We start from the raw sequence: 24820 nt of genomic DNA on the forward strand, positions 1-24820 counted from the left end.
GGTGTCCTACCTCTCGTTGTAGCCCTGGGAGTTCCAGAACGCGGTCGGGTCGGCGTTGTCCAGGGTGGGGTCGTTGACGCTGACGGCCGCGTGGGTCTGCCGGCCGGCCCGGACCTCGACGTGGGTGTGCGCGCCTGAGCTGGAGGACACCCCGTGCCACGACTCGTCGGCGATGATCTGGCCCTTGCTGATGGCGTCGCCCACGCTCAGCCCGGACCTCGGCGCGGTGTGCAGGTAGATCACCGACTTGTTGAGCGAGGAGTTGTAGACCGAGATCGTGGACAGGCCGCCGCTGCCGGTGGCGCCCCGCGCGATGTAGATGACAGTTCCGGCGACCAGGGCACGCACGTCCGAGCCGTTGCTGCGGGCGATGTCGATGCCCTCGTGCCGGCCGGGCGTGGTGGTGTAACCGTCGAAGCCGCAGGTGACCGAGCCGCCGCTGGCCTGGTACAGGGCGTACGACAGGTTCGTGCGCGTCGACGGCGAGAACTGGTGCGAGGCGTTGTTGTTCTTCAGCGTGGCGTTGAGGTTGCCCTTCGCGCCGGCCGCGAAGTCCTGGTAGGAACCGGCGTAGCCGCTGTTGTAGTAGACGCGCACGGTCTTGGTGCTGCGGTTCCAGACCGAGGCGGCCTCGTTCTTGATGCACAGGCCCTTGCCAGCGCCAGCGCCCTTGAAGTCGTAGCACGAGGGCTGCTCGGTGCCGTAGTCGTCGAGCGAGCCGGTGAAGTCCGAGACCGATCCCGCGTTGTCGCTGTTGTAGTAGTAGCAGAACTCGCCGCTCTCGCAGACCCCGTCGCGGGCCGCCGCCGAGGCGGGCGATGCGACGCTGAGGATCGATGTGGTCGCGGCCAGCGCGACGCCGACGGCGGCAAGGCTCTTCCGGATGTTCATGGTGTCCTTTCGGATGTGGTGAGGGGTGCGGGTCACTGCCCGCGCTGGTACTGCTCCCAGGTCCTGATCGGGACCTGGGGGCCGTCGTCCGGTCCCTGGTTGGCCAGGCCGTTCAGGCCCAGGTAGTAGTCGCCTACCTGGTGCTGCGCCTGACTGGACAGGTCCGTGTCGTTGATGGCGGTGGCGTGGATGTGCCACGGCCAGTCGCCCTGATTCGGGTTGCGGACCCAGGCGGCGAAGCCGACCTGGCGCAGGGCCCGGGCGACGGCGGTGCGCCTGGCCGCGGTCATGCCGGTGACCGCGATGTCCACCACACCCCCGCCGTCGTGCGTACCGGCCGAGGTGGGGTCGCCGCCGGGGTTGTACGAGCCCTGGTCGAGCACCAGGGGGTAGCCGAGCAGCCGCTGCGCCTCGGCCAGCATCGCCTGGGTACGGGCGTTGACGACGTACCCGTCACGCGGGACCTTCGCGCCCGGGCCGATCGTGTTGGCGACGGTGTAGCGGTTCTGCCCGAGCTTCGTCAGCGACGTCGTGCCGGGCAGCCCGTTCGCGGCCAGCCCGGTGTAACCGAGCGAGCGTTGGTACGCGGCGTACGCCGAGATGGTCACGGTGCCGAAGTAGCCGTCGACCCACTGCGCGTTCAGCAGGCCCTGCGCCTGCAACGCCTGCTCGACGGCGAGTACGGAGCTCTTCGCCCCCGGGGTCAGGGTGTTGTCGGGGCGACGGGGGTCGATCTGGGCGGCCAGGACGGTGGCTTCCATGTCCACGACTGGCCGCACGGCCGTGGTGACGGTTCGCTGCGCGGTGGTGCCGGATGTGGCGGCCCACGCGTGGGCCGGGACCCCGACGGCCACGCAGAGCGCGGCGAGCCCGACGGATAACCACTGACGACGCACTGTCGATTCTCCTCGCGGTTGGTGAGTCGTTCGGAACGGACATCACCTTGCAAGAATCGACAGGCTGTTCGGTACCCCCGCCGTCCTGTCAGATCCGTCAGATGGTCATCGACCTCGACGGATGTGGTGTTGTCAGCTTCGGCGGCACCGGGGCTGACACCGGCTGATCGTGCGCTGACACCGGCGATCGGGGCCGCGCTCAGGCGATGACGGTGACCATGAAGTACACCGGCCGGCGGGTGGGGAAGAACTCCTGCCCGTTCTCGTCGACCATCTTCCAACTGACCCAGCACTTACCGGGGCGGCTCGGCGCGGTGACCTGAACACTGATCATCACCTGCTCGTCGGGGGGCGTGTCACCGATCGCCACCCGGTCCGGCACCTGGCAACCGTCGGCGTCGGCGGTCGGGTTGGTCCGGGCGAGGAAACGGTTGTGCCAGGCGACCTTCCCCACGTTCTTGAGGGCCCACACCTTGACGAACTGGGAGTTCACCCGCACCCGGGTGCCGTCGGGGATGGTCACGTCGGAGATGAACTTGCTGGAGTCGCCGGGGATCAGCGAGTCCGAGAACGCTGATTCGGAGGGCGACGCCGGCGGTGCGGGCGACGCGGCCACGGCGCCGGGGTCGTCCCGGGACTTGTCGCGGACGATGACACCCACGACGGCAACCATCGCCACCACCAGCACGACCGAGGCGGCGGCGAGCCACGGCAGCCGGTGCCGCCGCGCGCCCACCATCTCCTCGTCGGTCTGCGGGTAGCCCGTGACGACCAGCGCGCCCCGATCCCCGGGCGGCGTCACGGGGACGCCGGAGACGACGGGCCGGTGGGTCTGCGGGGCGTCGATCCTGCTGTCGGGCTGCCTCTCAGCAGTGGCGGGCGGGGTGTCGACGGCGGCCGGGGAAGCGGTGCCCACCGGTGTCACCTCGGCGTCAGCGATGCCGGGGACCGTCCCGGGGAGCTGTGCGTCCTCCCATCGACGCCGCCACTGGACCTCGTCCGCCTCGCAGGCTCGCACGAACTCCCGGACGGTCTCCCAGGAGGGGAACCTGGTTCCGGAGGCTGCCTCGTGCAGCGTGGTGTGCGAGATCCGGCCCGAGCGCCCCGCCATCTTCCGGAACGACGGGTCACCCGCCTCGGCCCGCAGGGCCCGTAGCTGTTCGGCGAACCGCTCGGCGGCCCGTCTGTCCTGAGTCGACTCCGCGGCGGCACGTTGGTCCTTCATCACTCCCCCATGTCAGACGACGTTGTCAGGCGTTGTCAGAGCGTGTCAGAGGGTACCGAACGGGCGGTGGCCGCCATCAATGTGGTGCATCGACGACACCGGGGGGCGACGCCCCGGTGCATTGAAGGAGGTCACCCGATGAAAAGCCATATCCGACGTGGCGTACGCATCCTCGCGGCCGCCGGTCTGGCTCTGCCCGCGACGCTGGCGTTCGCCGGCCCCGCGCACGCCGAAACCAACCCGCGCTGTGCGGGCTCGGTGCAGATCGGTGCGACGGCGTACGTCACCGTCGGCGGTCAGACCGCGGCATCGGTCAAGCAGTACAAGGGCTGCGGTAAGAACTACGCCTACACGTACGTGTGGCAGCAGTACCGGGCCAGCCACGGCGCGTACCAGGTGTGCACCTCCATCGTGACCGGAAGCACGCTGCGCGACCTGCAGTGTTCCAGCGGCCCGGAGGTCTGGTCGCTGGGCGCGAACACGCTGTCGGTGTGCACCCGCGCCCTCGGCGGCATCTCGGACGTGGCGCAGAAGGAGACCGAGGTGCGCTGCTGACCTGACGAGTTCGACGTACCCGGTGGGGTGCTGGCCGGGCCAGCGCCCCACCGGGTCACGATGTCCGGGTCAGGGGCAGGGGGTCCGCGCGCAGACGTCGATGACCCTGCCGGTGAGCAGGAAGACCGCCTTCTGTTTCTGGGCCCCGACCTGGGCGCGGGGGAACTCGTGCGGATCGTCGCCGAACTCCGGCCCGGCCGGGGCGAGGTTGGTCGGCGGTGGCGCCTGGGCCGCGCCGCTGTTCCAGATCACCATCGCCGAACCGGTGTACGGGTAGCGGCGGATCGGCGCGATACCCCAGTACGGGTGCACGTCCAGTGACCAGCCGTCGGCGAGCGCGGGGGTGTGCAGCCGAGCGCCGATGGTGCGCGCCTGCACCTCCGCGGCGGCGGGTGACACCTGCTGGTCGCCGAAGGCCACGTGCATCAGCACCTGGTGGGCGGGGGTGCGCGGTAGGGGCTGGTCGGTCAGGTGCTGGGCGTACCCGTTGGCCTCGGACCGGTCCCACAGCATCTGCAGCAGCGCGAGAATCAACTGCTGGTCGACCTTGTCCGGGTAGTAGCCGTCCAGCACGCTCTGGAACGGCGCGAAGTCCACACTGCGTTGCAGCAGCGTGGAGTAGTTCATCGCCGGCACGCCGAGCACCGACCGGGTCCAGTCCTGGGCGATGGCGGTGAGCGCGCCGCCGTTGATGCCGCCCTGGCTGTTGCCGTCGTAGTGCAGGCCGCCCCGGCGATCGATCAGCGGCCGGGCGGTGGCGTCCCGGAACGCCGGGTGGGAGGCGAAACCGCCCGGGTGGATCATCGCGCGGCCCAGGAAGAGGAAGTTCAGGAAGCTCTGCTGCAACCGGTCGGCCACCGCGGGGAAGGCGCTGAGGTCGGTGAAGGCGCCGGCCACATAGGGGACGTCGGCGGCGGCCATGCCGATCCAACTGGTCGCGCAGAAGGTGAAGTTGTGGGTGTTCGACATCGTCCTGACGTTGCCGGCGTTGATCTCGGTCGGCCGGCCGAGCAGCCCGTGGCCGTACAGCGAGAGGTGTGCAGGCTTCGCTGCCGAGGCGCTGCGTGGGATGTTGCAGACGAAGTCCGCCGCCAGTGTCGTGCCCGACGGCGTGGGCAGTGCGTTCGGCGTGGGCGGCGTCCCGGCGCCGCCGGCCGGGCCGTAGTGCAACCGGGAGCCGGGCCCGCCGTCGCCGGTCAGATAGGACGGTACGCCGATGGTGCCGGTGACCTGCCGGGCGATCAGCGGGTCCTGCTCCGGCCGGTAGTCGGTCACCTGGGTGACGGTGACCGACGGCGCGGCCCGGCCGAGATCGGCGAACGCGTCGTCGCGGACCGCCAGCATCCGCCCGGTCAGCCCGTGCCGGCTGGCCACCGTGAAGTCCCAGGCCAGGTAGAGGCTGTGCCGGTTGACGCCGGTCCGGGTCAGATCGGTGAGGATCCTGCGCATCTGCGGCGCCCGGGGGTCGCGGTGTGTGACGCCGGCACCCGTCACGTACGCCGTGAACGCCTTCGGTGCTCGGATCGGGGCCCCGTTTCCGTCGCGTAGGCCACGCAGCCCGACCACGTAGCGGGTGCCCTCGGTCAGCGCCACCGCCGGCCTGATGATCAGCAGCTGCCGGTCGGGCTGGCCGGCGGCGTGCGCGTCCAGCTCGGCCCAGTACGGCGTACGTTTGCCGGTCCGGGCGTTGAGCAGCACGATCGGGGCGTCCGGTGCCAGCGAACGGCCGATGTCGGTGACCGGGGCGATCCCGCTCGCGGTGGCGTCGAGACCGGGTACGCGCACCAGGATCGGCGAGCCCGGGCTGAATCCGTCCTGCCGGTTCCACTCCGTCGGGTCGATGGGGGTTCCCTGCACGTTGGCGGGCATCGCGGCGGCGGCGAACCGTACCCGCTTGCCGGTGGGGCTGCTCCGGTCCGGCACGGTGAAGTAGTCGTTCGGGAACGGCAGCAGGCAGGCGGTCGGGTCGATCGGGTCGCAGGACGGGTGCCCGGCCGGTGCGGGTGGCGTCGGCGGTGCCGCGGGGGCCGCCGTGCCGAGCAGGACCGCGCCTGCGGTCACCAGCACGGACACGGCGAGACGGAGCCCTCTGAGGGTGGTCACAGGCATCTCCTTCGACGCTGGACGGCGGATCGATGCAGGGGCTGACGGTGGTGGTGTTCTTCCTACGCTTGTGAAAGAAACTCAGCAAGGGTCGATGAGTCCGCCCGCACACGATCGCGGGCGGCGCCGCATCAGCAGGCCGCCAGCGATGCCCGCGACGATCGGGAAGGCGGCGACCAGCAGCAGTTGGGCGCTCGCCGAGAGGGGGGCGGCGAGGCCCAGCAGCCCGGCCCCGATCGCCGAGGCCGCCACCTTCAACCCGGCGCCGATGGTGAAGACCTGAGTGCGGATCGTCTCGTCGGCCAACTGATTCCGGGCCAGGAACAGCGCAGCGCCGAGCGGTCCAGTGCAGAGACCCGACAGCGCGAACAGCGCTGCGGCCAGTGGTAGGGAGTGCACGGCGGCGGCCAACGCGAGCGGTACGCCGACCGCGGCCATCGCCCAGACTGTCACCCGGGGTGCGTGGGGGGCGGGCAGCGGCCGCCATGCCCAGAGCAGCGATCCCACCAATGCGCCACCGGCGGTCACGCTGAGGAGCAGCCCGGCTCGGGTCGGTTCCTGTGCCGCGGCAGCAAGGGTGGTGGCCACGACAGCCAGACCGCCGAGGCCCAGTTGACCGAAGCTGGTGGCGAGGGTGATCGTTCGCAGGTCCGGGATCCGGGCGATCGCGCGGGCACCCTCGAACAGGCCGGCGGCTCGTGGCCGCTCCGTCGTGGTGGAGGCGACCAGGCGCAGGGATGTGACGCCGAGGGCGCCGAGCGCGGCGGCCACCGTGAGCGCGAGAACGCTGGCGCCGGGATCGGCCGCCGCCAGCAGCCCCACCGTGGCCGGCCCGAGCATGCCGGCGACGCTGTAGGACAACGAGTCCAGCGCGAAGGCGCGAGCCTCCTGTCCGGGTCCGGCCAGTGCCGCCAGTCGGCTGGTCAGTCCGCCGGTCAGCGCGGGTCCGCAGCACCCCGCGATCGCGAGGACGAGGCAGGTCTGCCACAACGGCGCACGGCCGAGCATGGCGACCGGGGCGGCGAGGGCGGCGGCGAAGACGGCGATCGCGCCGGCGAGCACGACCGCCGGCCGTCGCGCGCGGTCGACCAGCGCACCGACCAGGGGCGCAGCCACGACGTGTGGGAGGAGCAGGGTGGCGACCAACGTTCCGCCGACGGCCGCGCTGCCGGTTCGGTCCAGGGCGAGGATCACCAGCGCGACACGTGCGCCTTCGTCGGCGGTACGCGCCAGCAGCGCCGCGGTCAGGTACCGGGCCAGTCGAGCGTTGTCCCGACGGCTACCGGAACCCACCTTCGTCACCTGTTCAACCGGTGATGCCATCGCATCACTCTTGCATCGCATCCCGTCACCGGTCAATATGGTGACGTGAGGTTCGAGTTCATCGCCGATCGGCCGGTACTGGACTTCCTCCCCACGCTCGCCGAGCGTGGGCACACCGATGTCGAGCAGCTGACCGCTCCGCGAGACGTAGCGGATTGGGCCGTCCAGGCCGGCATCGTCGAACAGCCGCCCGCTGTGGACGACGCCGGGTTGAGCCACGCCAAGGCGCTCCGAGAGGCGATGTTCCGCCTGGTCCAAGCCCTGATCAACGGCACCGGGCCGAGTCCGGCAGACCGCGAGCTGGTCAATGCGGCCGCCGCGAAGCCGCTACCCGCGCTGCGCCTTGAGGCCGACGGGGTGCACCGTGACGGCGACCTGGCCGCCGTCCTGGCGGTCCTGGCGCGCGACTGCCTGGAGTTGCACGCCAGTGGCGACCGCCTGACCCTCCGCTGGTGCGCCGACGAGCACTGCACCCGAGCGTTCGTCGACCGGTCACGCGGCGCGCGGCGGCGCTGGTGCGGCATGCGCGGCTGTGGAGACCGCGCCAAGGCAGCCGCGTACCGCCAGCGACGGCGCACCCCGGCCCCCTGAGGACAACAGACTCACGGTCGGGGCCGGCAGCCCGATCGCGCTAAGGCCTGTTTCACAAGAACTGGCCGGCCTGCGGCGGGCCCGGACGACGACCGGCGGCGTTGCGGTTCCGTCCGGATACAACATCGGTATCCGGACGAAACCGCGCCTTGCCGGACCGCCGCCCGGACTCCGCCTCGGCTCGACCGCCCTTATGAAACAGGCCTTAGGGCTGCCGGCCACCGACGGACCCCACGATGACTCACGGCAGGATCAGTCGGTGATGACCGGCCAGGCGTAGGCGAGCAGGGCGCAGGCGGCACCCAGAAGCGCGAGCGAGACACCCCTCGTGGGCAACGGCAGGGCCGCGAGCACGATCAGGATGACGGCGACGACGTAGAGAAATGCCTGGACCGACATGGTTTTCTCCTCGATCAGGGGGTAGAGGCGGCTGCCTTCAACCGCCGGGATGCCCCCGGACGTGATCGTGGAAACGTCCTGCGGATCACGGTCTGCGCACAGTGGACGCGCGATCCGTTCTAGATCCAACGCCGTTCAGTTAAGGCGTGGTGGTGGCTGTCAAGGGTCGGGGCTGATGATGTCGATGCTGGTGGTGGCTCGGTAGCTGCGTCGGTCGATGGTGGGGCCTCGGGCCTGGTATTTGCTGTTCGAGCGTTTGATCATGCGGGTTTTGGTGCGGGTTCGGCGGTCGGGTAGCAGGTTGTCCAGGACGGCGGCGCCGATGGCGCCGATCAGGTCGATGACGGTGCCGGTGATGATGCCGGCGGCATGGACGACTTGGTCGCGGGCGGTGTTCAGGGCGGTGGTGAAGCTGGCCCGGTCCGGGTCGAGACCGGGTCGACTGTCGGTGGCGTCGACCATGGCGGTGTGCAGCAGTTGATAGACGATGAGCAGGGCGTGGATTTCCTGGTCGATGCCGTCCGGGGTGCGTGAGCGCAGGACGCGGCCGCCGAGGATGCTGGATTTGAGTTCGAGGTAGGCGGTCTCGATCTCCCAGCGTTCGTGGTAGAGCCGGACCAGTTCGGCAGCTGGATGGTGGTGCGGGTCGAGCAGAGTCGTCAGCAGCCGGTAGTCGCCGGTGCGGGTGCCGGCGGCGGTGGTGATGCTGATCTGGGCCTCGATGACACGGATGGTCAGTGCGCCGATGCGGGAGAGCCAGGATCCGTCGTGGTGGCGGCGCAGGATCGGCAGCCGGCGGCCGTTCTTGCAGCGGATCAGGAGATCAGCACCGGTCGCGGCCAGCGTGGTGAGCAGGTCGGCTCCGGCGTAGTTGCGGTCGGCCAGCAGCAGCATTCCCGGGCGCAGGCTGCGGGCCAGGGCGCGGGCCTGGTCGAGTTCACCGACGCTGACTGGGTTGAAGACGGCATCAATCACTGAGCGGGTGCCGCAGGTCAGCAGGGCACTAAGTCGTAGCTGGGGGTATCCGGAGCAGCCGCCGGTGAGTAGGCGTTGTTTGGTGTAACGGGCGGCGTTGGCCGGCGAGTCGGCGACGACCAGCAAGGTCCCGTCGAGCACGGTCAACAGCATTCCTCGCCATCGCGTCTGCCCGGCGGTGGTGGCAGCCGGGCCACGCAGCAGGTCGAACAACACCCGCAGCGGTGCCGGCCCGAGTCGTTGCCGGGCCTGGCGCAACGCGCTGGCCGACGGTGATACACGGGGCGCGGGCAGCCCGGAGACCAGCCGGGACCACACCTGCCGATAGCCCACGTCACCGAACAGGACCGAGGCGAGAACGAGGTAGACCACGACCCGGGCCGGGAGCAGCCGTATCCGTGACTGCGCGCGCCGGGTCAAAGCCAGGACATCATCGACCATCTCGAAGGGCACCAGCCGGGTCAGCTCGCCCAGATGCCCCGCAGCGAACACCCCCGCAGCTACCGACACCGTCCGAGTTATGGCAATCTGATCAGCCAGCGGAGCTCCAGGTTCAAGGGCGTCTTAGAGTGACCACCCTCTATACCGGAGCTCCGCTGCTTTCCGTCTCAGACACGCCTTGACACCCACACCCGCCGCTTAACTGAACGGCGTTGGTTCTAGATCTGGAGAAGAAGCGCCTCGGCGCCCACCGGTCGAAATCCCGCCGCCTGGAAGGCGCGCACACTGCGGGCGTTCCCGGTGGCCTGCTGCGCCCAGACCGGCTGGCCGTCGGGCACCAGATGCCGGGCGGCCGTCGCCAGCGCCCGACCCAGGCCCCGGTGGCGACGCGCGTCGTCGACCTCTATCGCCGCCTCCCAACGGCCGGCCACCCCTCGGCCGAGCACGACCACCCCACCCTCGGCGGCCCAGACCCGGACGTCGTCGCGGCGCCGACGGGCCCTGACCTCGCGGGGATGATCGCCGTCGACAAGCTCGGTCAGCCTCAGTGGCGGCGGCCCGGCAAGGCTGCTCGCGACGGTCAGCAGGTCGATGGTGTCCATGGACCGCCGGGTGCGGTCGAGCAGCGCACCCAGGAAACGCGGGTTCATCGTGGCCGCCAACGGGTCGCAGTCGGTGCCGCTCAGCACACGGCGTACCCACTGGGGGTCTTCGTCGGTGAACACCACCGAGTGCCCGGTGAAGGCGATGACTCCGGCGTCACGGCGGCTGGGTTGCGGCACCACCGTGGTTCCGCCGTCCGGTGGTGGGAAGTGCCCGTGCGCCGCCGCGTCCAGGACGTCGGCCAGGTTGCGGTCCATTGTCGCTCTCTCCTGCGGGGCCCGGCCAGGTCGAGGCCGACGCGGTCCAGGGTGTGACCCACCCTCGGGGTCACACCCTAGACACCACCCTCGTCGTGACGGCGCACCGCTGCCGGTCGCCGTCGACGACCCCGACGGGTCAGCAGCCGATCCGGCTGGACCCCACCGCGACGTCGTCGTACCAGAGGGTGTCGGCTCCGCCGCCGTAGCTCTCCCAGCCCAGCTTCAGGTCGGTGAGCTGCGGTCGCCAGGTGCGGTTGTACCACTGGCCGTCGATGTCGTGCGTCGGCGCGCCGTCGGCGGTCAACCCGGCGATGGCGGTGCCGTCCAACCAGGTACGCAGCTGACCGGCCGCGCCGTCCACCATGAACTCCAGGCAGGTCCACCGGTTGGTGGGCAGCGGCACGCTCTGTGCCACCCCGGCCGGGCTCTGCTCGGGCAGGGTCGCGTCGTCGGAGGCGCGGTTCCACTGCAGGGCGCCGTTCTGGCCGCCCAACCGCAGGTCCTTGTTGCCGTCGGCGGCGTCGACCATCGCCATCATCGTGGTGTGTTCGGTGGGCTGGGCGCTGGTGTGCCGGACCCAGATCCGCCCGTAGCGGACGGTGCCCACACTGCCGAGGTTCTTGGTGGACCTGATGAAGACGTGGTTGCAGTACCCGGCCGCGCCGTTGATCCGGACCGACCGGCTGCCGCTGTGCGTGGTGGTGGTGTCTATGGCGGCGGTGCCGGCGCCGGAACAGTCCGGGCTGACCACGGCCCAGTCACCGGACGGCGTCGAACCGGTCTGGCTCTCGAAGCCGTCGCAGAGCACCGCGCCGGCACACCCGGTCGGCGGCTCGGTGGTCGGTGGCGGGGTGGTGGGCGGCGGCGTGGTCGGCGGAGGCGTCGTCGGCGGCGGGGTGGTCGGTGGGGGCGTCGTCGGCGGCGGGGTGGCGCCGTTGCACGGGACGCCGTTCAGAGCGAACCCGGTCGGTGCGCCGGGACTGGAGCCGTACGTCCCCTGCAACCCGAACTCGGTGGACCCGCCGGCCGGGATGCTGCCGTTGTACGACGCGTTACGGGCGGTCACCGTCGATCCTGACTGGCTGACGGTGGCGTTCCAGCCGCTGGTGACCCGCTCGTCCCCCGCGTACGTCCAGGTGACGGTCCAACTGGAGACGGCCGTGTCCCCCGGGGAGACCTTGATGGCGGCGGTGAACCCGCCGGGCCACTGGTTGGGTGTGTAGTCGACCCGGCAACCCTGGGCGGCCGACGCCGGGCCGGTGAGCACTGCCGCGCCGGTGGTGGTCGCGGCGGCGGCCAGCGCGGCGACGACGACCACTGTCGCGGCGGGGCGGGCACGGAAAATCGTCATGGAAGGTCCTTCTGAATCGAGCTGAGCGGAGGCGACGACCGCGGCGCGTCCTGGACGGACGCGACGCGAGAACGTGCCCTGGATGCGGCGCGGCGGTGCGCCACAGCTGCCGGTCGTACGGACGACCGAGATGCCCGGCTCGGGGCGGACCTGTCAGCCGCCGACGGCCCGGTCTCCCGGGCCTCGGCGGCGCCCACCCTCAATCTATTGATACCTGCCGATTCAATCAAGCCGGGCGGAGGCCCGCGTCGAGTTGGCGCTGGCCGCTCGTCTCTGCGCCAATCAGCGCGAACGCTCGGTGCTGCTCGGCAAGGCGGCCGCGCTGGGCGGTGACTGAGGTGGCCGGTCGGCGCAGGGACCCGTTGATCAGGGTTCCCCACGGCGCAGGCCGTCGAGGACGAGGGTGACGACGCCGTCCGCATCGGTGCGGAAGCTCGGGTGGTCGTAGGCCGCGCAGATGCCGTGCAGGGTCATCATGACGGCGCCGGCGCCCACGTCGTCGCGGATGGCTCCGGTCTCGGCGGCGGCGGCCAGGAGATCGGCGACGACCTGACCCAGGGCCTGGGTGCCCTCCGCCAGCGCGCCGGACTGGGTGGCCATCAGCGTCGCGAGGGTGCGGGCGAGGCCCTCGTGGTGGTGCAGGTGGTCCACGAAGCCGCGCAGGAAGGATTCCAGCGCCTGGTCGGCGGGGAGGGTGGCCTGCATCTCGTGGGCGCGCTCACACATGGCGGTGAGTTCTTCACGGTAGACCGCCTCGGCCAGCGCTTCACGGGTCGGGAAGTGCCGGTAGAGCGTGCCGGTGCCCACGCCGGCGAGTTTGGCGAAGTCGTCGAAGCGCAGGTCGAAGCGACCGTCGGCGAAGAGCTCGCGAGCCTTGGCAATCAGGGCGTCGCGGTTGCGGCGGGCGTCGGCGCGCAGTGGCTTGGCATCGGTCACGTGGGGCCCCAGGGTTGACAAGTGGAGACTGTCTCCATATTTTTAAAAGCGGAGACAACCTCCAATTATAGGGTACGAGGTGCCAGGTGAAGATCCTGATGTTCGGTCGCGGCGTGATCGGCGCGGTGTACGGGTGGGCCCTGGAACAGGCCGGGCACCACGTCGAGTTCTACGTCCGGCCGGGGCGGGCAGCGGCGTACGGTGATGCGATCGATCTTGATCTGCTGGACGCGCGCCGACGGCCGTGGGGGAAGCGGGTCGCCGAGCGGTGGCCGGTGCGCTATCGCGAGTCCCTGGAGCCGGACCACGACTTCGATCTGATCGTGCTGAGCGTGCAGCACTACAGCTTCGCGGAGGCCGCCGCCTTCCTGGGACCGCGCGTGGGCCGAGCCACAGTGCTCGTCTTCAACAACCTGTGGGTCGAGCCGCTGGCCGCGACAGCGCACCTTCCCGCCGATCAGCTGGCCTGGGGCTTCCCCGGGGCCGGCGGCGGTTTCGGCGACGACAGCGTGCTTCGTGGGAGTCTCCTGCCCGTGGTCACCTTCGGCACCCTCGGCGGGGCTCCGACCGAACGCGAGCAGGCCGTGCGCCAGGTGTTTCGCGAGGCGGGGTTCAGGCTCCGGGAGAACCGGGACTTCCGTGGCTGGCTGTCGATCCACTTCGTGCAGAACGCCGGCCTGCACACGCAGAGCCTGAAACTGGGCTCGTTGTCCAAGCTCACGACCAGCACCATGCGCGAGGCGGTCCTCGCCATCCGCGAACTCCTCCCGCTCGTCGAGGCCCGTGGCGTCGACCTGCGGCGGCACCGCGGCGACCTGTTGCCCTTCAGGGCACCGGTCTGGCTGGCAGCGCCGGCACTCGCCTGGCTGTTCGGGCACTTCCCGCCGATGCGCGTGGTGATGGAGGCGCACGCCAACCCCGAGGAACTGCGCGCGGTCTGCCGCGACACCCTGGCGGAGGCGCGCAGGCTGAACGTCGAGGTGCCCCGACTGGAGGCGGCCGAGTCCTACTTCGCCAAGGAGCGGACGATCTAGCCGGGGCCGCACCCGGGCGGCCCTGTCCCCCTGGTGAGGGAGCTCTTCCCCTGCTGTCGGGGAGGAGAGCGAACCCACAGCCAGCGATCGTTGGTCCATGGCTGCCGCTGACGAACAGACCCGAACCGGACCACCGGCACCGGCACCGGCACCGGCACCGGCACCGGCACCGGCACCGGCGTACCCGAGCACCGCAGCGCCGCCCTGGGCGCTCTGGGCCGCCTACGCCGTTCCGCTCTGCGTCCTGCCGTCCGCGCTGTGGCGACTGTCGCTGGTGTTCACCGACGATGCCGTCTCGCACTGGTACATGCTGTTGCTGTCCGCCGTGTCGATGGGGTTGGCGCTGTCGACACTCGGGCTGGTGCACGGGTGGGGCCAGCGGGTTCCGCCGTGGATACCCCGCTTCGGTGGCCGTCGCATCCCGGCGCGTCCGGTCGTGGGCGTGGCGTTGGCCGGCGGCTGGTTGCTCGTCGCCGTCTGCGCGTACTTCCTGCTGAATCAGCGGTTCCACGTCGTGCAGAGCGGCTGGGTGGGAATCGGGGACGACGAACCGGCACATCCGGTCCCCGGCTGGGAGGTGTTGCGTTTCTACGCCCCACTTCTGGCGTGGGGGCCGCTGGTCATAGCCGTGGCCGCCGACTACCGCCGACGCGTCGCCCGGGTGCGACCAGCGGAATAGTCGGGTCCCGGCCGTTCGGCGGGCGGCCCGGCATCGGCCAACCTGCACGGGGACCGCGCCGGATCCGGTGCCCGGTCAGTTGGTCGCAGGGTGATAGTCCATGCCGTTGGTCCCGGGTACCAGGCGAGCGGTGTAGCTGGCACCGGCGGCGGTGTCGGTGTCGTCGTCAGCCTCGAAGCCGATGATGGCGCGGGTGAACGGCACGTCGGCGTGGACGGTGACAGCGATGTCGGCCAGCCAACGATCGAGTGGGGCGCGCCAGGTCAGCGACTCGGCGCCGCTGCGCTGGCCGAACGGGTACCCGCCGATCCTTCCGTCCACCCGGGCCAGCGCGCCGAGCGGCAGGTAGAGCACCAGGTTGTCGACGTTGTCGTACCTGGTCGTGTAGCTGCCGCACACCACGCGCGCGCCGGACGGCAGCGTGAGCGTCCCGCGCAGGTGCCCGCCTGTCGTGAACGCTTGCACGCCGGGGGTCATCTCCACCAGGTCAACCCCGACGCGGCACCCGCGGACGTCAGCGGCTCGCCACAGAGCAGCCGCGGCCCGGTCGAGTCGGGCGTCATCGGCTGGCCCGAGGACCAGGATCAGCTCGTAGAACCCGCCGGCCCAGTTCTCGGAGTCGATCATGTCATCGGCTGCCATCGCGTCAGGATGCACCGTGGCGGGTGCCGTGTCAGGCGGATAATCGTGGGAACCGAGCTGGAGGTCCCATGCGCGTCGTCCGCATCCTGCCCAACCTTCCGGTGGCTGACATCAGCGACGCGAAGGGCTTCTACACCGACTTCCTCGGTCTGAGCACCGAGGCGTTCAACCTGGGTTGGGTGGCCCGCTACACCTCGCCCGACCCCGACGTGGCCGTGCAGCTCGTCTCCGGTGACGCGTCCGCACCCGAGGACTCGGTCATCAGCGTGCAGGTGGACGATGTGGACGCCGCGTATGCCGAGGCACAGCGGCTCGGCTACGAGATCGTGCACCCGCTGACCACGGAGCCGTGGGGGGTGCGTCGGTTCTTCGTCCGCGCCCCGGACGGCAACGTCATCAACGTGGCGGCGCACCGCTCCTGAGGCGACGCGGATTGTGGAACACCCGCGGCACTGTTCGGGGATGAGATATCGCTCTGGCGGGGGAGGCCGCGCGCACGTGACGGTGCGATGGTCGGGCCACGCCAGGTGACGAGGACGTCGTGAACGTCAGCCGGGTCCGAGCGGGGTGGGCTGGGGTGACGATGACGAAACAGGCTCTTCGGGTCGCCCGGACGTTCGACGGTGAACGGCTCGTGGACGGCGGGGTGCTGGTCCTGCTCGCCGACGGGCGGATCACCGACGTACACCCGGGCAGGGCCGAGGCGCCGGCAGGCTGGCCGGTACGCGAGGAGCCCGACGGCACGCTGCTGCCCGGTCTGGTCGACGCGCACGTGCACCTGTGCGCCGACGCCGGCCCCGACGCGCTCGGCCGGCTCGCCGAGCGTCCCGAGGCCGACCTCGACGGGGTCGTCGAGGCGTCGCTGCGTACGCACCTGGCGGCCGGCGTCACGACGGTCCGGGACCTGGGCGACCGGCGCGACGCGGTGCTCCGGTGGCGGGGTCGGGGGGTGCGTGACGACCTGCCGACGGTGGTGGCGTCGGGCACACCGCTCACCAGCGTCGGCGGGCACTGCTGGTCGTTGGGGGGCGAGGCGAGCGGCGTCGACGGGGTCCGCGAGGGGGTTCGCCGGCGCGCGGCGGCCGGCGCGGACCTGGTGAAGGTGATGGCCAGCGGCGGGGTGTTCACCCCGGGGACCGACACCACGAGACCGCAGTTCACCGACGAGGAGCTGACCGCCGCGCTGACCCAGGCCCACAAGCTGGGCCTGCCGGTGACCGCGCACGCGCACGCGCTGAGCGCCGTCGAGCAGGCGCTGCGCGTCGGGGTGGACGGCATCGAGCACTGCACCTGCGTGACCGCGTCCGGCGCCCGCGTTCCCGGCGACCTCGCGGACCGGCTGGCCACGTCGAAGGTGGCGGTCTGCGCCACGCTCGGCACCGACCCGGCCGTGGTCACGCCACCGGAGGTGGTGGCGATGGCGGCGCGGGCCGGGCTCAGCGAGGCCGCGCTGCGCGACGGCGTCGCCACCCTGCACCGGGCCGGGGTCCGTCTGGTCGCCGGTTCGGACGCTGGTCTCGGCCCGGCGAAGCCGCACGGGATCCTGCCCGAGACGCTCGTCGAGTACGTGGCCTGCGGCATTCCCGCCACCGCCGCCCTCGCCGCGGCCACCTCGGTCGGTGCCGAGGTGTGCGGCCTGGCACGACGCAAGGGCCGCATCGCCGCCGGGTTCGACGCCGATGTGTTGATCGTGGACGGCGACCCGACGAGCGACATCAGGGCGCTGCGTCGCCCGCTGGCCGTGTACCGTGCCGGCCACCCGATGGGATGAGGGTGACGCCGGCTCAGGACGAGCGGAGCTGCTGGCGGAACCAGGCCCGGTCGGGGTTGACCACAGCCTGTTCGCCGAGCACGACGGTGGGCACTGTCTCATTGCCGCCGGCCACCGCCCGGACGGCGGCGGCAGCGGCCGGGTCGTGCCAGATGTCCACCCAGTGGGCCCGCCGGGCGAGCCGGCCGAGTGAGAACCGCAGCTGAAGGCAGTAGCGACAGCCGGGACGCCAGTACACGATCGGCCGGCCGTCCACCGCGCTGGCCCGCCGCGCTTCGGCGGCGCTCACCGAGCGGGGAAAGGCCCACGGTGACAGCAGCAGTGCCAACACCAGGAAGACCACCAACTCGACCGCGCCGACGGCGGTCAGCCCGGCGGTCAGTTGGGTCGCCGCCACCAGCACGCCGCAGGCCGCCATCAGGATCGCCAGAATCCACCGTCGCAGCACGCCGAGGACACTACCCGCAGGTACGAGGGCGGCCGTCGCCGCCAGGTCAGCGACTTGCATACCTTGACATGCATCGATGTTAACGCCAACATGAGTCCGCCACCTGCCCGCAACGCCACCGTCACATTCCCTCCTTTTCGGGCCTCTCCCCCGGCCCTTCCCGACATCGCCGGGTGACGTCGACCGCATCGGCACGCCGCTCGGCGGGTGTCGTCCCACGCCGGTCAATGGCCGTTCCCACGCTCGCGGAGGACAGATGCCGCTGCCACTCGCGCCCACCGACCCCACCACCCGCCGAGCCCTCCGCCACGGGCCCGCCGTCCGCGGCGGCCATCGGCGACTGCGGTCGGCGCTGGCCGCGGTACTGGTGGTGCTGGCCGTGTCGGCCGGCCTGCCCGTGGCCGGGCCGGCGCAGGCCGCACCGGCCGTCAGCTACACCAACCCGTTGGCGAACCAGCGGGCCGATCCGCACATCTTCCGGCACACCGACGGCTACTACTACCTGACCGCGACGGTGCCGCAGTACGACCGGATCGTGCTGCGCCGGGCGACCACCCTGCAGGGGCTGGCGACGGCGGCGGAGACCACGATCTGGAGCCGCCACACCAGCGGAGAGATGGGCGCCCACATCTGGGCACCGGAGATCCACTTCATCAACAACCGGTGGTACGTCTACTTCGCCGCCGGACGGACCGATGACGTGTGGCGGATCCGGATGTACGTGCTGGAGAACGCCAACGCCGATCCGTTCACCGGTTCCTGGACCGAACGCGGCCGGATCACCACCCCGTGGGACACCTTCAGTCTGGACGCCTCCACCTTCGTCGCCAACGGGGTGCGCTATCTGACCTGGGCCCAGCAGGAGCCGGGGATCTCCAACAACTCCAACGTCTACCTCGCCCGGATGGGTGCCAACCCGTGGCAGATCACCGGCACGGTGACCCGGCTCGTCGTGCCGACGTACGACTGGGAGACCCGGGGCTACCGCGTCGCCGAGGGGCCGGCGGTGATCCAACGCAACGGCCGGATCTTCCTGACCTACTCGGCCAGCGCGACGGACGCCAACTACTGCCTCGGGATGCTGAGCGCCGCCGCCACCGCGAACCTGCTCGACGCCGCCTCGTGGAGCAAGAGCCCCAGCCCGGTGTTCGCGAGCAACGCGGCCACCAACCAGTACGGCCCCGGCCACAACTCGTTCACCGTCTCCGAGGACGGGCAGAGCGACATCCTCGTCTACCACGACCGGAGCTACCGCGACATCTCCGGTGATCCGCTCAACGACCCGAACCGACGCACCCGGTTGCAGAAGGTGTACTGGAACGCCGACGGCACCCCGAACTTCGGCATCCCGGTGCCCGACGGGGCCACCCCGGTCCGGTTGCGGTCACACGACCAGGCCAGCAGCTACATCCGGCACTACGACTACCGGGCCCGGATCGAGCCGAACGTGACCAACCTGGCCGACTCCCAGTTCCGCATCGTCACCGGCCTCGCCGGCGGCGGATCGGTGTCGCTGGAGTCGACCAACTTCCCCGGGTACTACCTGCGTCACCGGGGCTTCGCCCTGTACGTCGAGAAGAACGACGGCTCAGCCCTGTTCGCTGGCGATGCGAGCTTCCGCCGCCAGGCCGGCCTCGCCGACAGCGCCGGGATCTCCCTGGAGTCGCAGAACTTCCCCGGCCGTCATGTCCGCCATCGCGGCGGACTGCTCTACGTGGAGGCGGTCAGTTCGAGCGCCGACCGCGCCTCGGCGACCTTTCACCTGGAGTAGCGCCCGCCGGCCTCGGCACCCGTCCCGTCTCACCCCGAGCCCATCCAGCCAGGAGGAGCGATGCCCTTCCCCCTCACGAGAAAACCGTCCGGCGGCGGGTCGGTCCGTCGCCGACGGCGTACCGGCCTGGTGCTCGCCATGATCACCACGCTGGTCGGCGCGGCCGGCGCGGTTCTGGTCGGCGCACCGCCGGCAGCCGCGGCGACCATCGACACCAGCGCCTACTACGTCCTGGTCAACCGGCACAGCGGCAAGGTCCTCGACGTCCGGGACACCTCGACCGCGGACGGCGCGGTGATCCAGCAGTGGTCCCGCAACGACGGGGCGTGGCAACAGTTCCAGTTCGTCTCCTCCGGCGGCGGCTACTACCGCCTCAAGGCCCGGCACAGCGGGAAGGTCGTCGACCTGTGGGAGTGGAACACCGCCGACGGCGCTGAGTACCGGCAGTGGTCCGACACCAATGGCACCAACCAGCAGTTCCAGGTCCTCGACTCCGACGGCGGTCACGTCCGGCTGGTCAACCGCCACTCCGCCAAGGTGCTGGAGGTCTGGGAGCGGTCCACCGCCGACGGCGGCCGGATCAGTCAGTACACCGACCTCAACGGCACGAACCAGCAGTGGCAGCTGGTCGCGGTGGGCGGTGTCAGCACGCCACCCACCACCGGCTGCGGCAGCGGGTCGACAAACGCCGAGGCGGTGCTGAGCGGGAGCACCTGGACGGCCCGCAACGGCTCGTCGACCGTCTACTCGGGATCGGACATGCTGTCGGCGATGCAGGCGGCGGTCAACTCGCTCTCGGCGGGTCGTACGTCGAAGCAGCGGGTGGTGGTTCGCGGTTCCGGATCGATGAGCGCCGGCTCCCGGCTGTCGCTGCCGTCGTACACCACACTGGCCGTGTGCGGCACGATCAACGTGACCGGGTCGGGCTCGGGCGACCAGGCGCCGGTCTACTCGCGCGGCACCACCGACGTCGAGGTGCAGAACCTCACACTGACCGGCTCGCCGTTGTACGGGATCTTCATGCGCAACGTGAACAACCTGACCCTCGGGCAGATCGACATGCGGCTCTCCGCCGGCCTGGGCGTACGTATCGACAACCACGGTGGCGATCGGGCGGTCAAGGTGCGCAACATCCGCATCGACAACGTGTACGTGTCGGGCACCGGGACGCACGGGGTGGAGACGTACGGCGTGGACGGTCTGACGATCGGCACGGTCACGGCGCGCAACACCCGGGATTCCGGGCTGCTGCTCAACGACACGATCAACGCCACGGTGGGCACTGTCGACGCGCAGGGCGCCGGGACCGGCACCGGGTACGCGGCGTTCCGGATGGCCAACCGCAACGGCCGGGTGGGCAGCTCGTACCCGACCAACATCCGGGTCGGCACCGTGATCGCGTCCGGGGGCGGTCGGGGCATCTTCTGCGTCTCCGAGTCCGGTGGCGCGGTCATCGACCGGGTGACGATCTCGAACACCGGGAACAACTCGATCCTGGTCGAGAACTGCTACAACGTCGTCATCGCCGGAGTGTCCGGGAGGGTGACGGGCGGTGGCGAGGTGCGGATCGCCTCGCGATCGGAGTTCCCGATCTCCTCGGGCATCCGCTTCCAGAACCTGACGGTCAGCAACACCAACATCACCCAGAACCCCTGCGGTGGGGCGAACAACACGATCAGCAACGTCACCCGGATCAACTCGACGTTGACCTGGTGCTGACCCGATGACGAGCGGCCGCCCGACCCCGGGCGGCCGCTCGCCCCGTCGCAGGGGGGTCGTGGCTGGTGCGCCGCCCCGGACCGGTCGCGGGGTTTCGCCGGCCGGCGCTCGCGGGTAGCGGGTGGCCCATGAACCGCAATCTCGTCAAGGCGTTGCAGGTTGCCTGGGAGCTGCCGGAGTTCCGCACCGGCGTGCGACACGTCGTCGACCTCGACGAGGTCGCAGGGCTGCTGGCCACCCTCACCGTTCCGGACCACGACCACGAGGTGGAACGCAGCCTGCTCCGGCTGCTGCGGTCGGCCCTGGACACCGCGCAGATCCGGGAAGCGGTGTTGTTGCTGCTGGAGCGGGACGAGGTACGCAGGCCCCTCGTCGCGGCGGCGGTGGAGCCGCTCGCGGACCGGCCGGGTCAGGCCGCGGCCATCGCGTCGGCGGCCGAGGATCCCGCCGTACGGCGTGAGGTGCGGGCGGTGTTGGCGAGCGCCAAGGTGCGCGAGCTGATCTGGCAGGCGGTCGAGAACCAGGTGAGCGACAACCGGTTCGGCCTGATCCGCCGGGCGGCGGTGCTGGTGGTGTGGCACCCCCGCGTGCGGCGTCTCGTCTGGGCGCTGCGTCGACACGGGGTGTTGCGCGAGCTGCGCCGCAGGCGGTGATCCACCCGGGCCGGACGGCGGATCACCGACGACGGCGGGCCATCCACTGCCAGATGTGGGTGCCGTTGCGGCTCGGGTCGTTGCGGGCCACGTAGATCCAGGACCAGTGCCCGGGGAACTGGTAGCCGTTCCACACGACGTGGTCGTACAGGGTGATCAACGATCCCGGGATGAGGTCGTGCGCGTGGATCGTGTTGGTCTCGGGCGGCACGGTGTCGTCGTCGCGTGAGGTGACCAGCCAGGTCGGCGTGCGGATCCCGGCCAGCTCCGCGTCGGTGAGCAACGGGGGGCCCTCCCCGTCGAGCGGCTCGACGACACCGCAGATCGGCACCGACGCGGCGAACAGGTCGGGATAGGTCGAGGTCATCTCCAGCGACATGTAGCCGCCGTTGCTGCAACCGACCACGTAGATCCGGTCGGGGTCGACCCGCTTGCGGCGTACCAGGTCCTGGACGATCTCGCGGATCAACGGGGCGAACCGGGGGCCGTCCTCCATCCAGTAGGAGGTGCTCTGCGGAGCGACGACGTACGCGCCGGAGAAGATCTGCTGTGCCTGCGGGGTGGCGAAGCCGAGCGCGCCACGGTTGGCACGCAGTGTGGTCTCGTTGTCGTAGTAGTCGTCGGGCAGCGAGGCACCCTCACCGCCGCCGTGCAGCCAGACGATCAGTGGCCGTCGACCGCCTCGGGGCGAGTGGTCGGGAGAGTACAGCCGGTACTTCAGGCCGGAGCCCGAGACGTGGTAGCTGAAGGCGTCCACCTCGGGGTTCGACAGCCCTGCCTGCACGAAGCGACCGATGGTGAGCGGCGAGCCGTGGCGTCGGACGATCGGGGTGTTCTGGGTGATGGTGTAGACGAGGTCCAGTTGGACGTTGCGGCCCCTGCTCAGGATGTACCCGAGGGTGCCGCCGCCGGGTTGACCCTCGCCGTGGCTCAACTCCAGCACGATGTTGCCGCGCCGGTCGAGCCGGGCCGCGGTCACCGTCCGGTCCAGGTCGTACTCGCTGAAGATCAGGTCGCCGGGAGCGATCGGGATCGGGCTGGTGGCCTTGGCGTGCACGGTGAACGTGGCGGGGGTCAGCCCGGCCGGATCGATCGGCCCGAGCCGGCTGGTGTCGAGGGTGACCGAGGTGACCTGCTCGCCGCCGTCGAGGGTTGTCGCGTCCAGGGTGAAGCTCACGCTGGTGCGATGGTGGCCGTCGGGGTGGGCGGCGGCGAGGCCGGGCAGGGCCAGGCCGATGGCGGCGCCGGCCCCACCGGCGAGCACGGTGCGACGAGTGACAGGCGTGGACATGCGGGCCCCCGTACCTAGCGATGTAGACGTTCGTCGATGGCGTCTCAACGTAACGCCGTGGAGATCCGCTGGCAACCGGTGCCGGCACGAGCGATCAGGGCGTCCCGCGAGTTGCCGGGGAGACGCCCCGATCAGTCATGGGAGCATCGACGCCCCCGACACCGTCAGCTCAGACGCTCGAATACGGAGAACGGGTAGACCCAGGCCGGATTGAAGATGAGGCCCAGTCGGTGCAGGTACCGCTGGCAGGTGGACGGCTGCGCGGGGACGGTGCAGAAGGTCACCCACAGCTCGGAGTAGCCATCCTTCTCGGTCGGGCTGAGGTGGACGATCTCGTCGCGCACCACGAACTGCATCGAGGTCAGCCGGGGGTCCTGCACGCCGCTGGGGAAGTCGAGGGACGTGTCCAGGCCGTACAGCACGATCTCGTTGGGGAACAGGCAGACGCTCGCCTGGAAGTACAGCTCGTAGATGGTGGTGTAGGTGGCGGTCTCGTAGACCTCCTCGGAGACCTCCTCGCGGTAACAGGGGGTGCCCGGAGGGAACGCGGGCGGCGTGGGCACCGGGATGGCGTTGGCCGTGATGTCACCGGTGGTGCGGGCCGAACCGCTCGGCGACATCACGCGCAGGGCGCCGTCGGCGCAGGCCGCCTTCGTCTTGCAGACGGCCGCGTCGGGGGCCGCCGACGCGGTCGCCGCCGGGACCGTGAGCGTCGCCGCGAGCACGGTCAGGCCCAGGAACAGAGAGGTGAGACGTACGGACACGTGACCTCCATCGGTTCGATCGGTGCGTTCTGCACCCGGGCAGGATCGCCGATCGGGTCGGGCCTCTGGCCGGGATTCCGTACACCGCCGTACACTGACGGGCGTCGATTTTTGACGGTGGGGGGCAGGGCGCTGGATGCTGCGGGGGCGCAAACGCCCGACGACCTCGCCGGGTTGTTGCGGGCGTTGCGACGCAGGCACGCCCGCCACCAGGGTGGCGGCGAGCTGACCTACCGACAGTTGGCCGTCCGCACGGGCTGGTCGCACACCGCTATCGCGGAATACCTCACCGGGAAGACCCTGCCGCCCACCGACCGGCTCGACGCCCTGGTCCGCCTCCTCGGTGCCACACCGGTCGAGCAGGGCGCGTTGGCCACCGCCCGGGATCGGATCGCGGAGCGCCGCCGCCGCGCACCGCGCAGACCCCACCGGATGGTGCCCCGGCAGTTGCCCGCCGACGTGGCCACCCTCGTCGGTCGGGACGACGAGTTGGCAGTGCTCGACACGCTCGTCGCCGCGCCCACCGCCCTCGTGATCGCGGCGATCTCGGGCACCGCCGGGGTGGGCAAGACCGCCCTGGCCGTGCACTGGGCGCACCGCGTCGCCGACCGGTTCGACGACGGTCAGCTCTACCTGAACCTGCGCGGCTTCGACCCGCGCGGGCAGGCGCTGAGCACGGCGAAGGCGCTGCACTGCCTCCTGGGCTCGCTCGGGGTGCCCGCCGCCCGGGTGCCCACCGACCTCGACGCCCGGGCCGCCCTGTACCGCAGCGCACTGGCCGGCAGACGGATCCTGCTCGTGCTGGACAACGCCCGCGACGTCGAACAGCTTCGTCCGCTGCTGCCCGGCACACCCACCGCCATGGTGCTGGTGACGAGCCGCAACCAGCTCACCGCTCTGGTCGGCCTCGACGGCGCGCACCCGATCCCGCTCGGCCCGCTCAGCCGCGACGCGGCCGGCCGGCTGCTCACCGATCGGCTCGGCGCGCAACGGGTGGCCGCCGAGCCGGAGGCGGCGGAGGCGATCATCGCCGCCTGCGCCCGCCTGCCGCTGGCGTTGATCGTCGTCGCCGCCCGAGTGCAGCAGTCCGGCTTCCGGCTGGCCACCCTCGCCACCCAGCTGGGGACCGCCGGGGCGCACAGCGTGACCGACCGGTACGCCGACGCGCTGGGCCCCCTCGAAACCGCCCTCGACCTGTACGTCCGCGCTGGCGACGTCGAGGGCCAGGCCGCCACCTGGGACAGCCTCGGCTTCGCACACCACCACCTCGGCCAGTACGACCGGGCCGTGGAGTGCTACGAGCGCACCCTCGCGCTGACCCGCGAACTCGGCGACCGCTGGGGCGAGGCGGCCATCCTCAGCCGGCTCGGCGACACCCGGTGTGCCCTCGGCGACCCGACCGCCGGCCGCGCCGACTGGCAGCGGGCCCTGGACATCGTCACGGCCCTCGACCACCCGGACGCCGCCACCGTCCGGACCAGACTCCACCCGGCGTGAGA

Annotated in this window: 24 protein-coding genes; 10 read left to right on the plus strand and 14 right to left on the minus strand. The window is 70.9% G+C overall.

Going from position 1 to position 24820, the window contains the following annotated elements:
* Nucleotides 1-6: 6 nt before the first annotated feature.
* The 3 genes from QCZ28_RS07615 to QCZ28_RS07625 form a co-directional block, all read right to left on the minus strand.
* Nucleotides 7-891 (minus strand): peptidase inhibitor family I36 protein, encoded by an 885-nt coding sequence (locus QCZ28_RS07615; RefSeq protein ID WP_279515894.1) that lies wholly within the window; start codon nt 889-891, stop codon nt 7-9.
* Between the two features lie 32 nt (nt 892-923).
* The gene (locus QCZ28_RS07620) at nt 924-1787 is read right to left on the minus strand and encodes a peptidoglycan-binding protein (RefSeq protein ID WP_279515895.1); all 864 of its coding nucleotides are present in this window, start codon (nt 1785-1787) and stop codon (nt 924-926) included.
* A gap of 199 nt (nt 1788-1986) precedes the next feature.
* Nucleotides 1987-3012: an NBR1-Ig-like domain-containing protein gene (locus QCZ28_RS07625; protein ID WP_279515896.1), complete on the minus strand. Its 1026-nt coding sequence runs from the start codon at nt 3010-3012 to the stop codon at nt 1987-1989.
* A 138-nt stretch (nt 3013-3150) separates the two neighbouring features.
* On the opposite strand from QCZ28_RS07625, the gene QCZ28_RS07630 reads away from it, so the two are divergent.
* Nucleotides 3151-3567, plus strand: coding sequence for a hypothetical protein (locus QCZ28_RS07630; RefSeq protein ID WP_051708298.1), 417 nt, complete (start codon nt 3151-3153; stop codon nt 3565-3567).
* A 69-nt stretch (nt 3568-3636) separates the two neighbouring features.
* On the opposite strand, the gene QCZ28_RS07635 is transcribed toward QCZ28_RS07630, so the two are convergent.
* Nucleotides 3637-5670, minus strand: a complete 2034-nt coding sequence (locus QCZ28_RS07635; RefSeq protein WP_279515897.1) for a hypothetical protein — start codon at nt 5668-5670, stop codon at nt 3637-3639.
* A gap of 81 nt (nt 5671-5751) precedes the next feature.
* Nucleotides 5752-6993, minus strand: coding sequence for an MFS transporter (locus QCZ28_RS07640; protein ID WP_279515898.1), 1242 nt, complete (start codon nt 6991-6993; stop codon nt 5752-5754).
* Nucleotides 6994-7038: 45 nt separating this feature from the next.
* Between QCZ28_RS07640 and QCZ28_RS07645 the strand changes: the two genes are divergently transcribed.
* A complete protein-coding gene (locus tag QCZ28_RS07645; RefSeq protein ID WP_279515899.1) occupies nt 7039-7584 on the plus strand; it encodes an ABATE domain-containing protein in 546 nt (181 codons plus the stop codon).
* A gap of 252 nt (nt 7585-7836) precedes the next feature.
* On the opposite strand, the gene QCZ28_RS07650 is transcribed toward QCZ28_RS07645, so the two are convergent.
* The 5 genes from QCZ28_RS07650 to QCZ28_RS07670 form a co-directional block, all read right to left on the minus strand.
* Nucleotides 7837-7983 carry a hypothetical protein gene (locus QCZ28_RS07650; protein WP_167337290.1) on the minus strand — a complete coding sequence of 49 codons (147 nt, stop codon included), beginning with the start codon at nt 7981-7983 and terminating at the stop codon, nt 7837-7839.
* 159 nt (nt 7984-8142) lie between these two features.
* Nucleotides 8143-9468, minus strand: coding sequence for an IS4 family transposase (locus QCZ28_RS07655; protein WP_279515900.1), 1326 nt, complete (start codon nt 9466-9468; stop codon nt 8143-8145).
* A gap of 149 nt (nt 9469-9617) precedes the next feature.
* The gene (locus QCZ28_RS07660) at nt 9618-10259 is read right to left on the minus strand and encodes a GNAT family N-acetyltransferase (RefSeq protein ID WP_279515901.1); all 642 of its coding nucleotides are present in this window, start codon (nt 10257-10259) and stop codon (nt 9618-9620) included.
* A gap of 139 nt (nt 10260-10398) precedes the next feature.
* Nucleotides 10399-11613 carry a cellulose-binding domain-containing protein gene (locus QCZ28_RS07665; RefSeq protein ID WP_279515902.1) on the minus strand — a complete coding sequence of 405 codons (1215 nt, stop codon included), beginning with the start codon at nt 11611-11613 and terminating at the stop codon, nt 10399-10401.
* Nucleotides 11614-11979: 366 nt separating this feature from the next.
* Nucleotides 11980-12549 (minus strand): TetR/AcrR family transcriptional regulator, encoded by a 570-nt coding sequence (locus QCZ28_RS07670; RefSeq protein ID WP_279515903.1) that lies wholly within the window; start codon nt 12547-12549, stop codon nt 11980-11982.
* An 86-nt stretch (nt 12550-12635) separates the two neighbouring features.
* Between QCZ28_RS07670 and QCZ28_RS07675 the strand changes: the two genes are divergently transcribed.
* Together QCZ28_RS07675 and QCZ28_RS07680 are read left to right on the plus strand one after the other, a co-directional pair.
* Nucleotides 12636-13583 carry a 2-dehydropantoate 2-reductase N-terminal domain-containing protein gene (locus tag QCZ28_RS07675; RefSeq protein ID WP_279515904.1) on the plus strand — a complete coding sequence of 316 codons (948 nt, stop codon included), beginning with the start codon at nt 12636-12638 and terminating at the stop codon, nt 13581-13583.
* A gap of 97 nt (nt 13584-13680) precedes the next feature.
* A complete protein-coding gene (locus tag QCZ28_RS07680; protein WP_279515905.1) occupies nt 13681-14262 on the plus strand; it encodes a hypothetical protein in 582 nt (193 codons plus the stop codon).
* A gap of 75 nt (nt 14263-14337) precedes the next feature.
* Here QCZ28_RS07680 and QCZ28_RS07685 read toward each other — a convergent pair whose 3' ends face one another.
* The gene (locus QCZ28_RS07685) at nt 14338-14904 is read right to left on the minus strand and encodes a hypothetical protein (protein ID WP_279515906.1); all 567 of its coding nucleotides are present in this window, start codon (nt 14902-14904) and stop codon (nt 14338-14340) included.
* A 68-nt stretch (nt 14905-14972) separates the two neighbouring features.
* Between QCZ28_RS07685 and QCZ28_RS07690 the strand changes: the two genes are divergently transcribed.
* Complete coding sequence (locus QCZ28_RS07690; protein WP_279515907.1) at nt 14973-15326, plus strand: VOC family protein; 354 nt, start codon at nt 14973-14975, stop codon at nt 15324-15326.
* Between the two features lie 161 nt (nt 15327-15487).
* Nucleotides 15488-16675 carry an amidohydrolase family protein gene (locus QCZ28_RS07695; RefSeq protein WP_279516128.1) on the plus strand — a complete coding sequence of 396 codons (1188 nt, stop codon included), beginning with the start codon at nt 15488-15490 and terminating at the stop codon, nt 16673-16675.
* A gap of 13 nt (nt 16676-16688) precedes the next feature.
* Here QCZ28_RS07695 and QCZ28_RS07700 read toward each other — a convergent pair whose 3' ends face one another.
* Nucleotides 16689-17123, minus strand: a complete 435-nt coding sequence (locus QCZ28_RS07700; protein ID WP_279515908.1) for a glutaredoxin domain-containing protein — start codon at nt 17121-17123, stop codon at nt 16689-16691.
* 256 nt (nt 17124-17379) lie between these two features.
* On the opposite strand from QCZ28_RS07700, the gene QCZ28_RS07705 reads away from it, so the two are divergent.
* From QCZ28_RS07705 to QCZ28_RS07715, 3 genes are all read left to right on the plus strand, one after another.
* Nucleotides 17380-18894, plus strand: a complete 1515-nt coding sequence (locus QCZ28_RS07705; protein ID WP_279515909.1) for a family 43 glycosylhydrolase — start codon at nt 17380-17382, stop codon at nt 18892-18894.
* A 138-nt stretch (nt 18895-19032) separates the two neighbouring features.
* Complete coding sequence (locus QCZ28_RS07710; protein ID WP_279516129.1) at nt 19033-20613, plus strand: RICIN domain-containing protein; 1581 nt, start codon at nt 19033-19035, stop codon at nt 20611-20613.
* 128 nt (nt 20614-20741) lie between these two features.
* A complete protein-coding gene (locus tag QCZ28_RS07715; protein ID WP_279515910.1) occupies nt 20742-21266 on the plus strand; it encodes a hypothetical protein in 525 nt (174 codons plus the stop codon).
* A 22-nt stretch (nt 21267-21288) separates the two neighbouring features.
* Here QCZ28_RS07715 and QCZ28_RS07720 read toward each other — a convergent pair whose 3' ends face one another.
* Both QCZ28_RS07720 and QCZ28_RS07725 read right to left on the minus strand, forming a co-directional pair.
* Nucleotides 21289-22557 carry a PHB depolymerase family esterase gene (locus QCZ28_RS07720; RefSeq protein ID WP_279515911.1) on the minus strand — a complete coding sequence of 423 codons (1269 nt, stop codon included), beginning with the start codon at nt 22555-22557 and terminating at the stop codon, nt 21289-21291.
* A gap of 164 nt (nt 22558-22721) precedes the next feature.
* Nucleotides 22722-23321: a hypothetical protein gene (locus tag QCZ28_RS07725; RefSeq protein ID WP_279515912.1), complete on the minus strand. Its 600-nt coding sequence runs from the start codon at nt 23319-23321 to the stop codon at nt 22722-22724.
* A 117-nt stretch (nt 23322-23438) separates the two neighbouring features.
* On the opposite strand from QCZ28_RS07725, the gene QCZ28_RS07730 reads away from it, so the two are divergent.
* Nucleotides 23439-24818: a tetratricopeptide repeat protein gene (locus QCZ28_RS07730; protein ID WP_279515913.1), complete on the plus strand. Its 1380-nt coding sequence runs from the start codon at nt 23439-23441 to the stop codon at nt 24816-24818.
* The last annotated feature ends 2 nt before the right edge of the window (nt 24819-24820 follow it).

The sequence above is a fragment of the Micromonospora sp. DH14 genome (assembly GCF_029809455.1).
Lineage (GTDB): Bacteria > Actinomycetota > Actinomycetes > Mycobacteriales > Micromonosporaceae > Micromonospora > Micromonospora parva.

Bases quoted from the DNA above. Each gene is read 5' to 3' on its own strand.
- QCZ28_RS07615 (WP_279515894.1), bottom strand. From the start codon at position 891: ATGAACATCCGGAAGAGCCTTGCCGCCGTCGGCGTCGCGCTGGCCGCG.
- QCZ28_RS07625 (WP_279515896.1), bottom strand. From the start codon at position 3,012: ATGAAGGACCAACGTGCCGCCGCGGAGTCGACTCAGGACAGACGGGCC.
- QCZ28_RS07630 (WP_051708298.1), top strand. From the start codon at position 3,151: ATGAAAAGCCATATCCGACGTGGCGTACGCATCCTCGCGGCCGCCGGT.
- QCZ28_RS07640 (WP_279515898.1), bottom strand. From the start codon at position 6,993: ATGGCATCACCGGTTGAACAGGTGACGAAGGTGGGTTCCGGTAGCCGT.
- QCZ28_RS07650 (WP_167337290.1), bottom strand. From the start codon at position 7,983: ATGTCGGTCCAGGCATTTCTCTACGTCGTCGCCGTCATCCTGATCGTG.
- QCZ28_RS07660 (WP_279515901.1), bottom strand. From the start codon at position 10,259: ATGGACCGCAACCTGGCCGACGTCCTGGACGCGGCGGCGCACGGGCAC.
- QCZ28_RS07665 (WP_279515902.1), bottom strand. From the start codon at position 11,613: ATGACGATTTTCCGTGCCCGCCCCGCCGCGACAGTGGTCGTCGTCGCC.
- QCZ28_RS07680 (WP_279515905.1), top strand. From the start codon at position 13,681: ATGGCTGCCGCTGACGAACAGACCCGAACCGGACCACCGGCACCGGCA.
- QCZ28_RS07685 (WP_279515906.1), bottom strand. From the start codon at position 14,904: ATGGCAGCCGATGACATGATCGACTCCGAGAACTGGGCCGGCGGGTTC.
- QCZ28_RS07690 (WP_279515907.1), top strand. From the start codon at position 14,973: ATGCGCGTCGTCCGCATCCTGCCCAACCTTCCGGTGGCTGACATCAGC.
- QCZ28_RS07695 (WP_279516128.1), top strand. From the start codon at position 15,488: ATGACGAAACAGGCTCTTCGGGTCGCCCGGACGTTCGACGGTGAACGG.
- QCZ28_RS07705 (WP_279515909.1), top strand. From the start codon at position 17,380: ATGCCGCTGCCACTCGCGCCCACCGACCCCACCACCCGCCGAGCCCTC.
- QCZ28_RS07710 (WP_279516129.1), top strand. From the start codon at position 19,033: ATGATCACCACGCTGGTCGGCGCGGCCGGCGCGGTTCTGGTCGGCGCA.
- QCZ28_RS07715 (WP_279515910.1), top strand. From the start codon at position 20,742: ATGAACCGCAATCTCGTCAAGGCGTTGCAGGTTGCCTGGGAGCTGCCG.
- QCZ28_RS07720 (WP_279515911.1), bottom strand. From the start codon at position 22,557: ATGTCCACGCCTGTCACTCGTCGCACCGTGCTCGCCGGTGGGGCCGGC.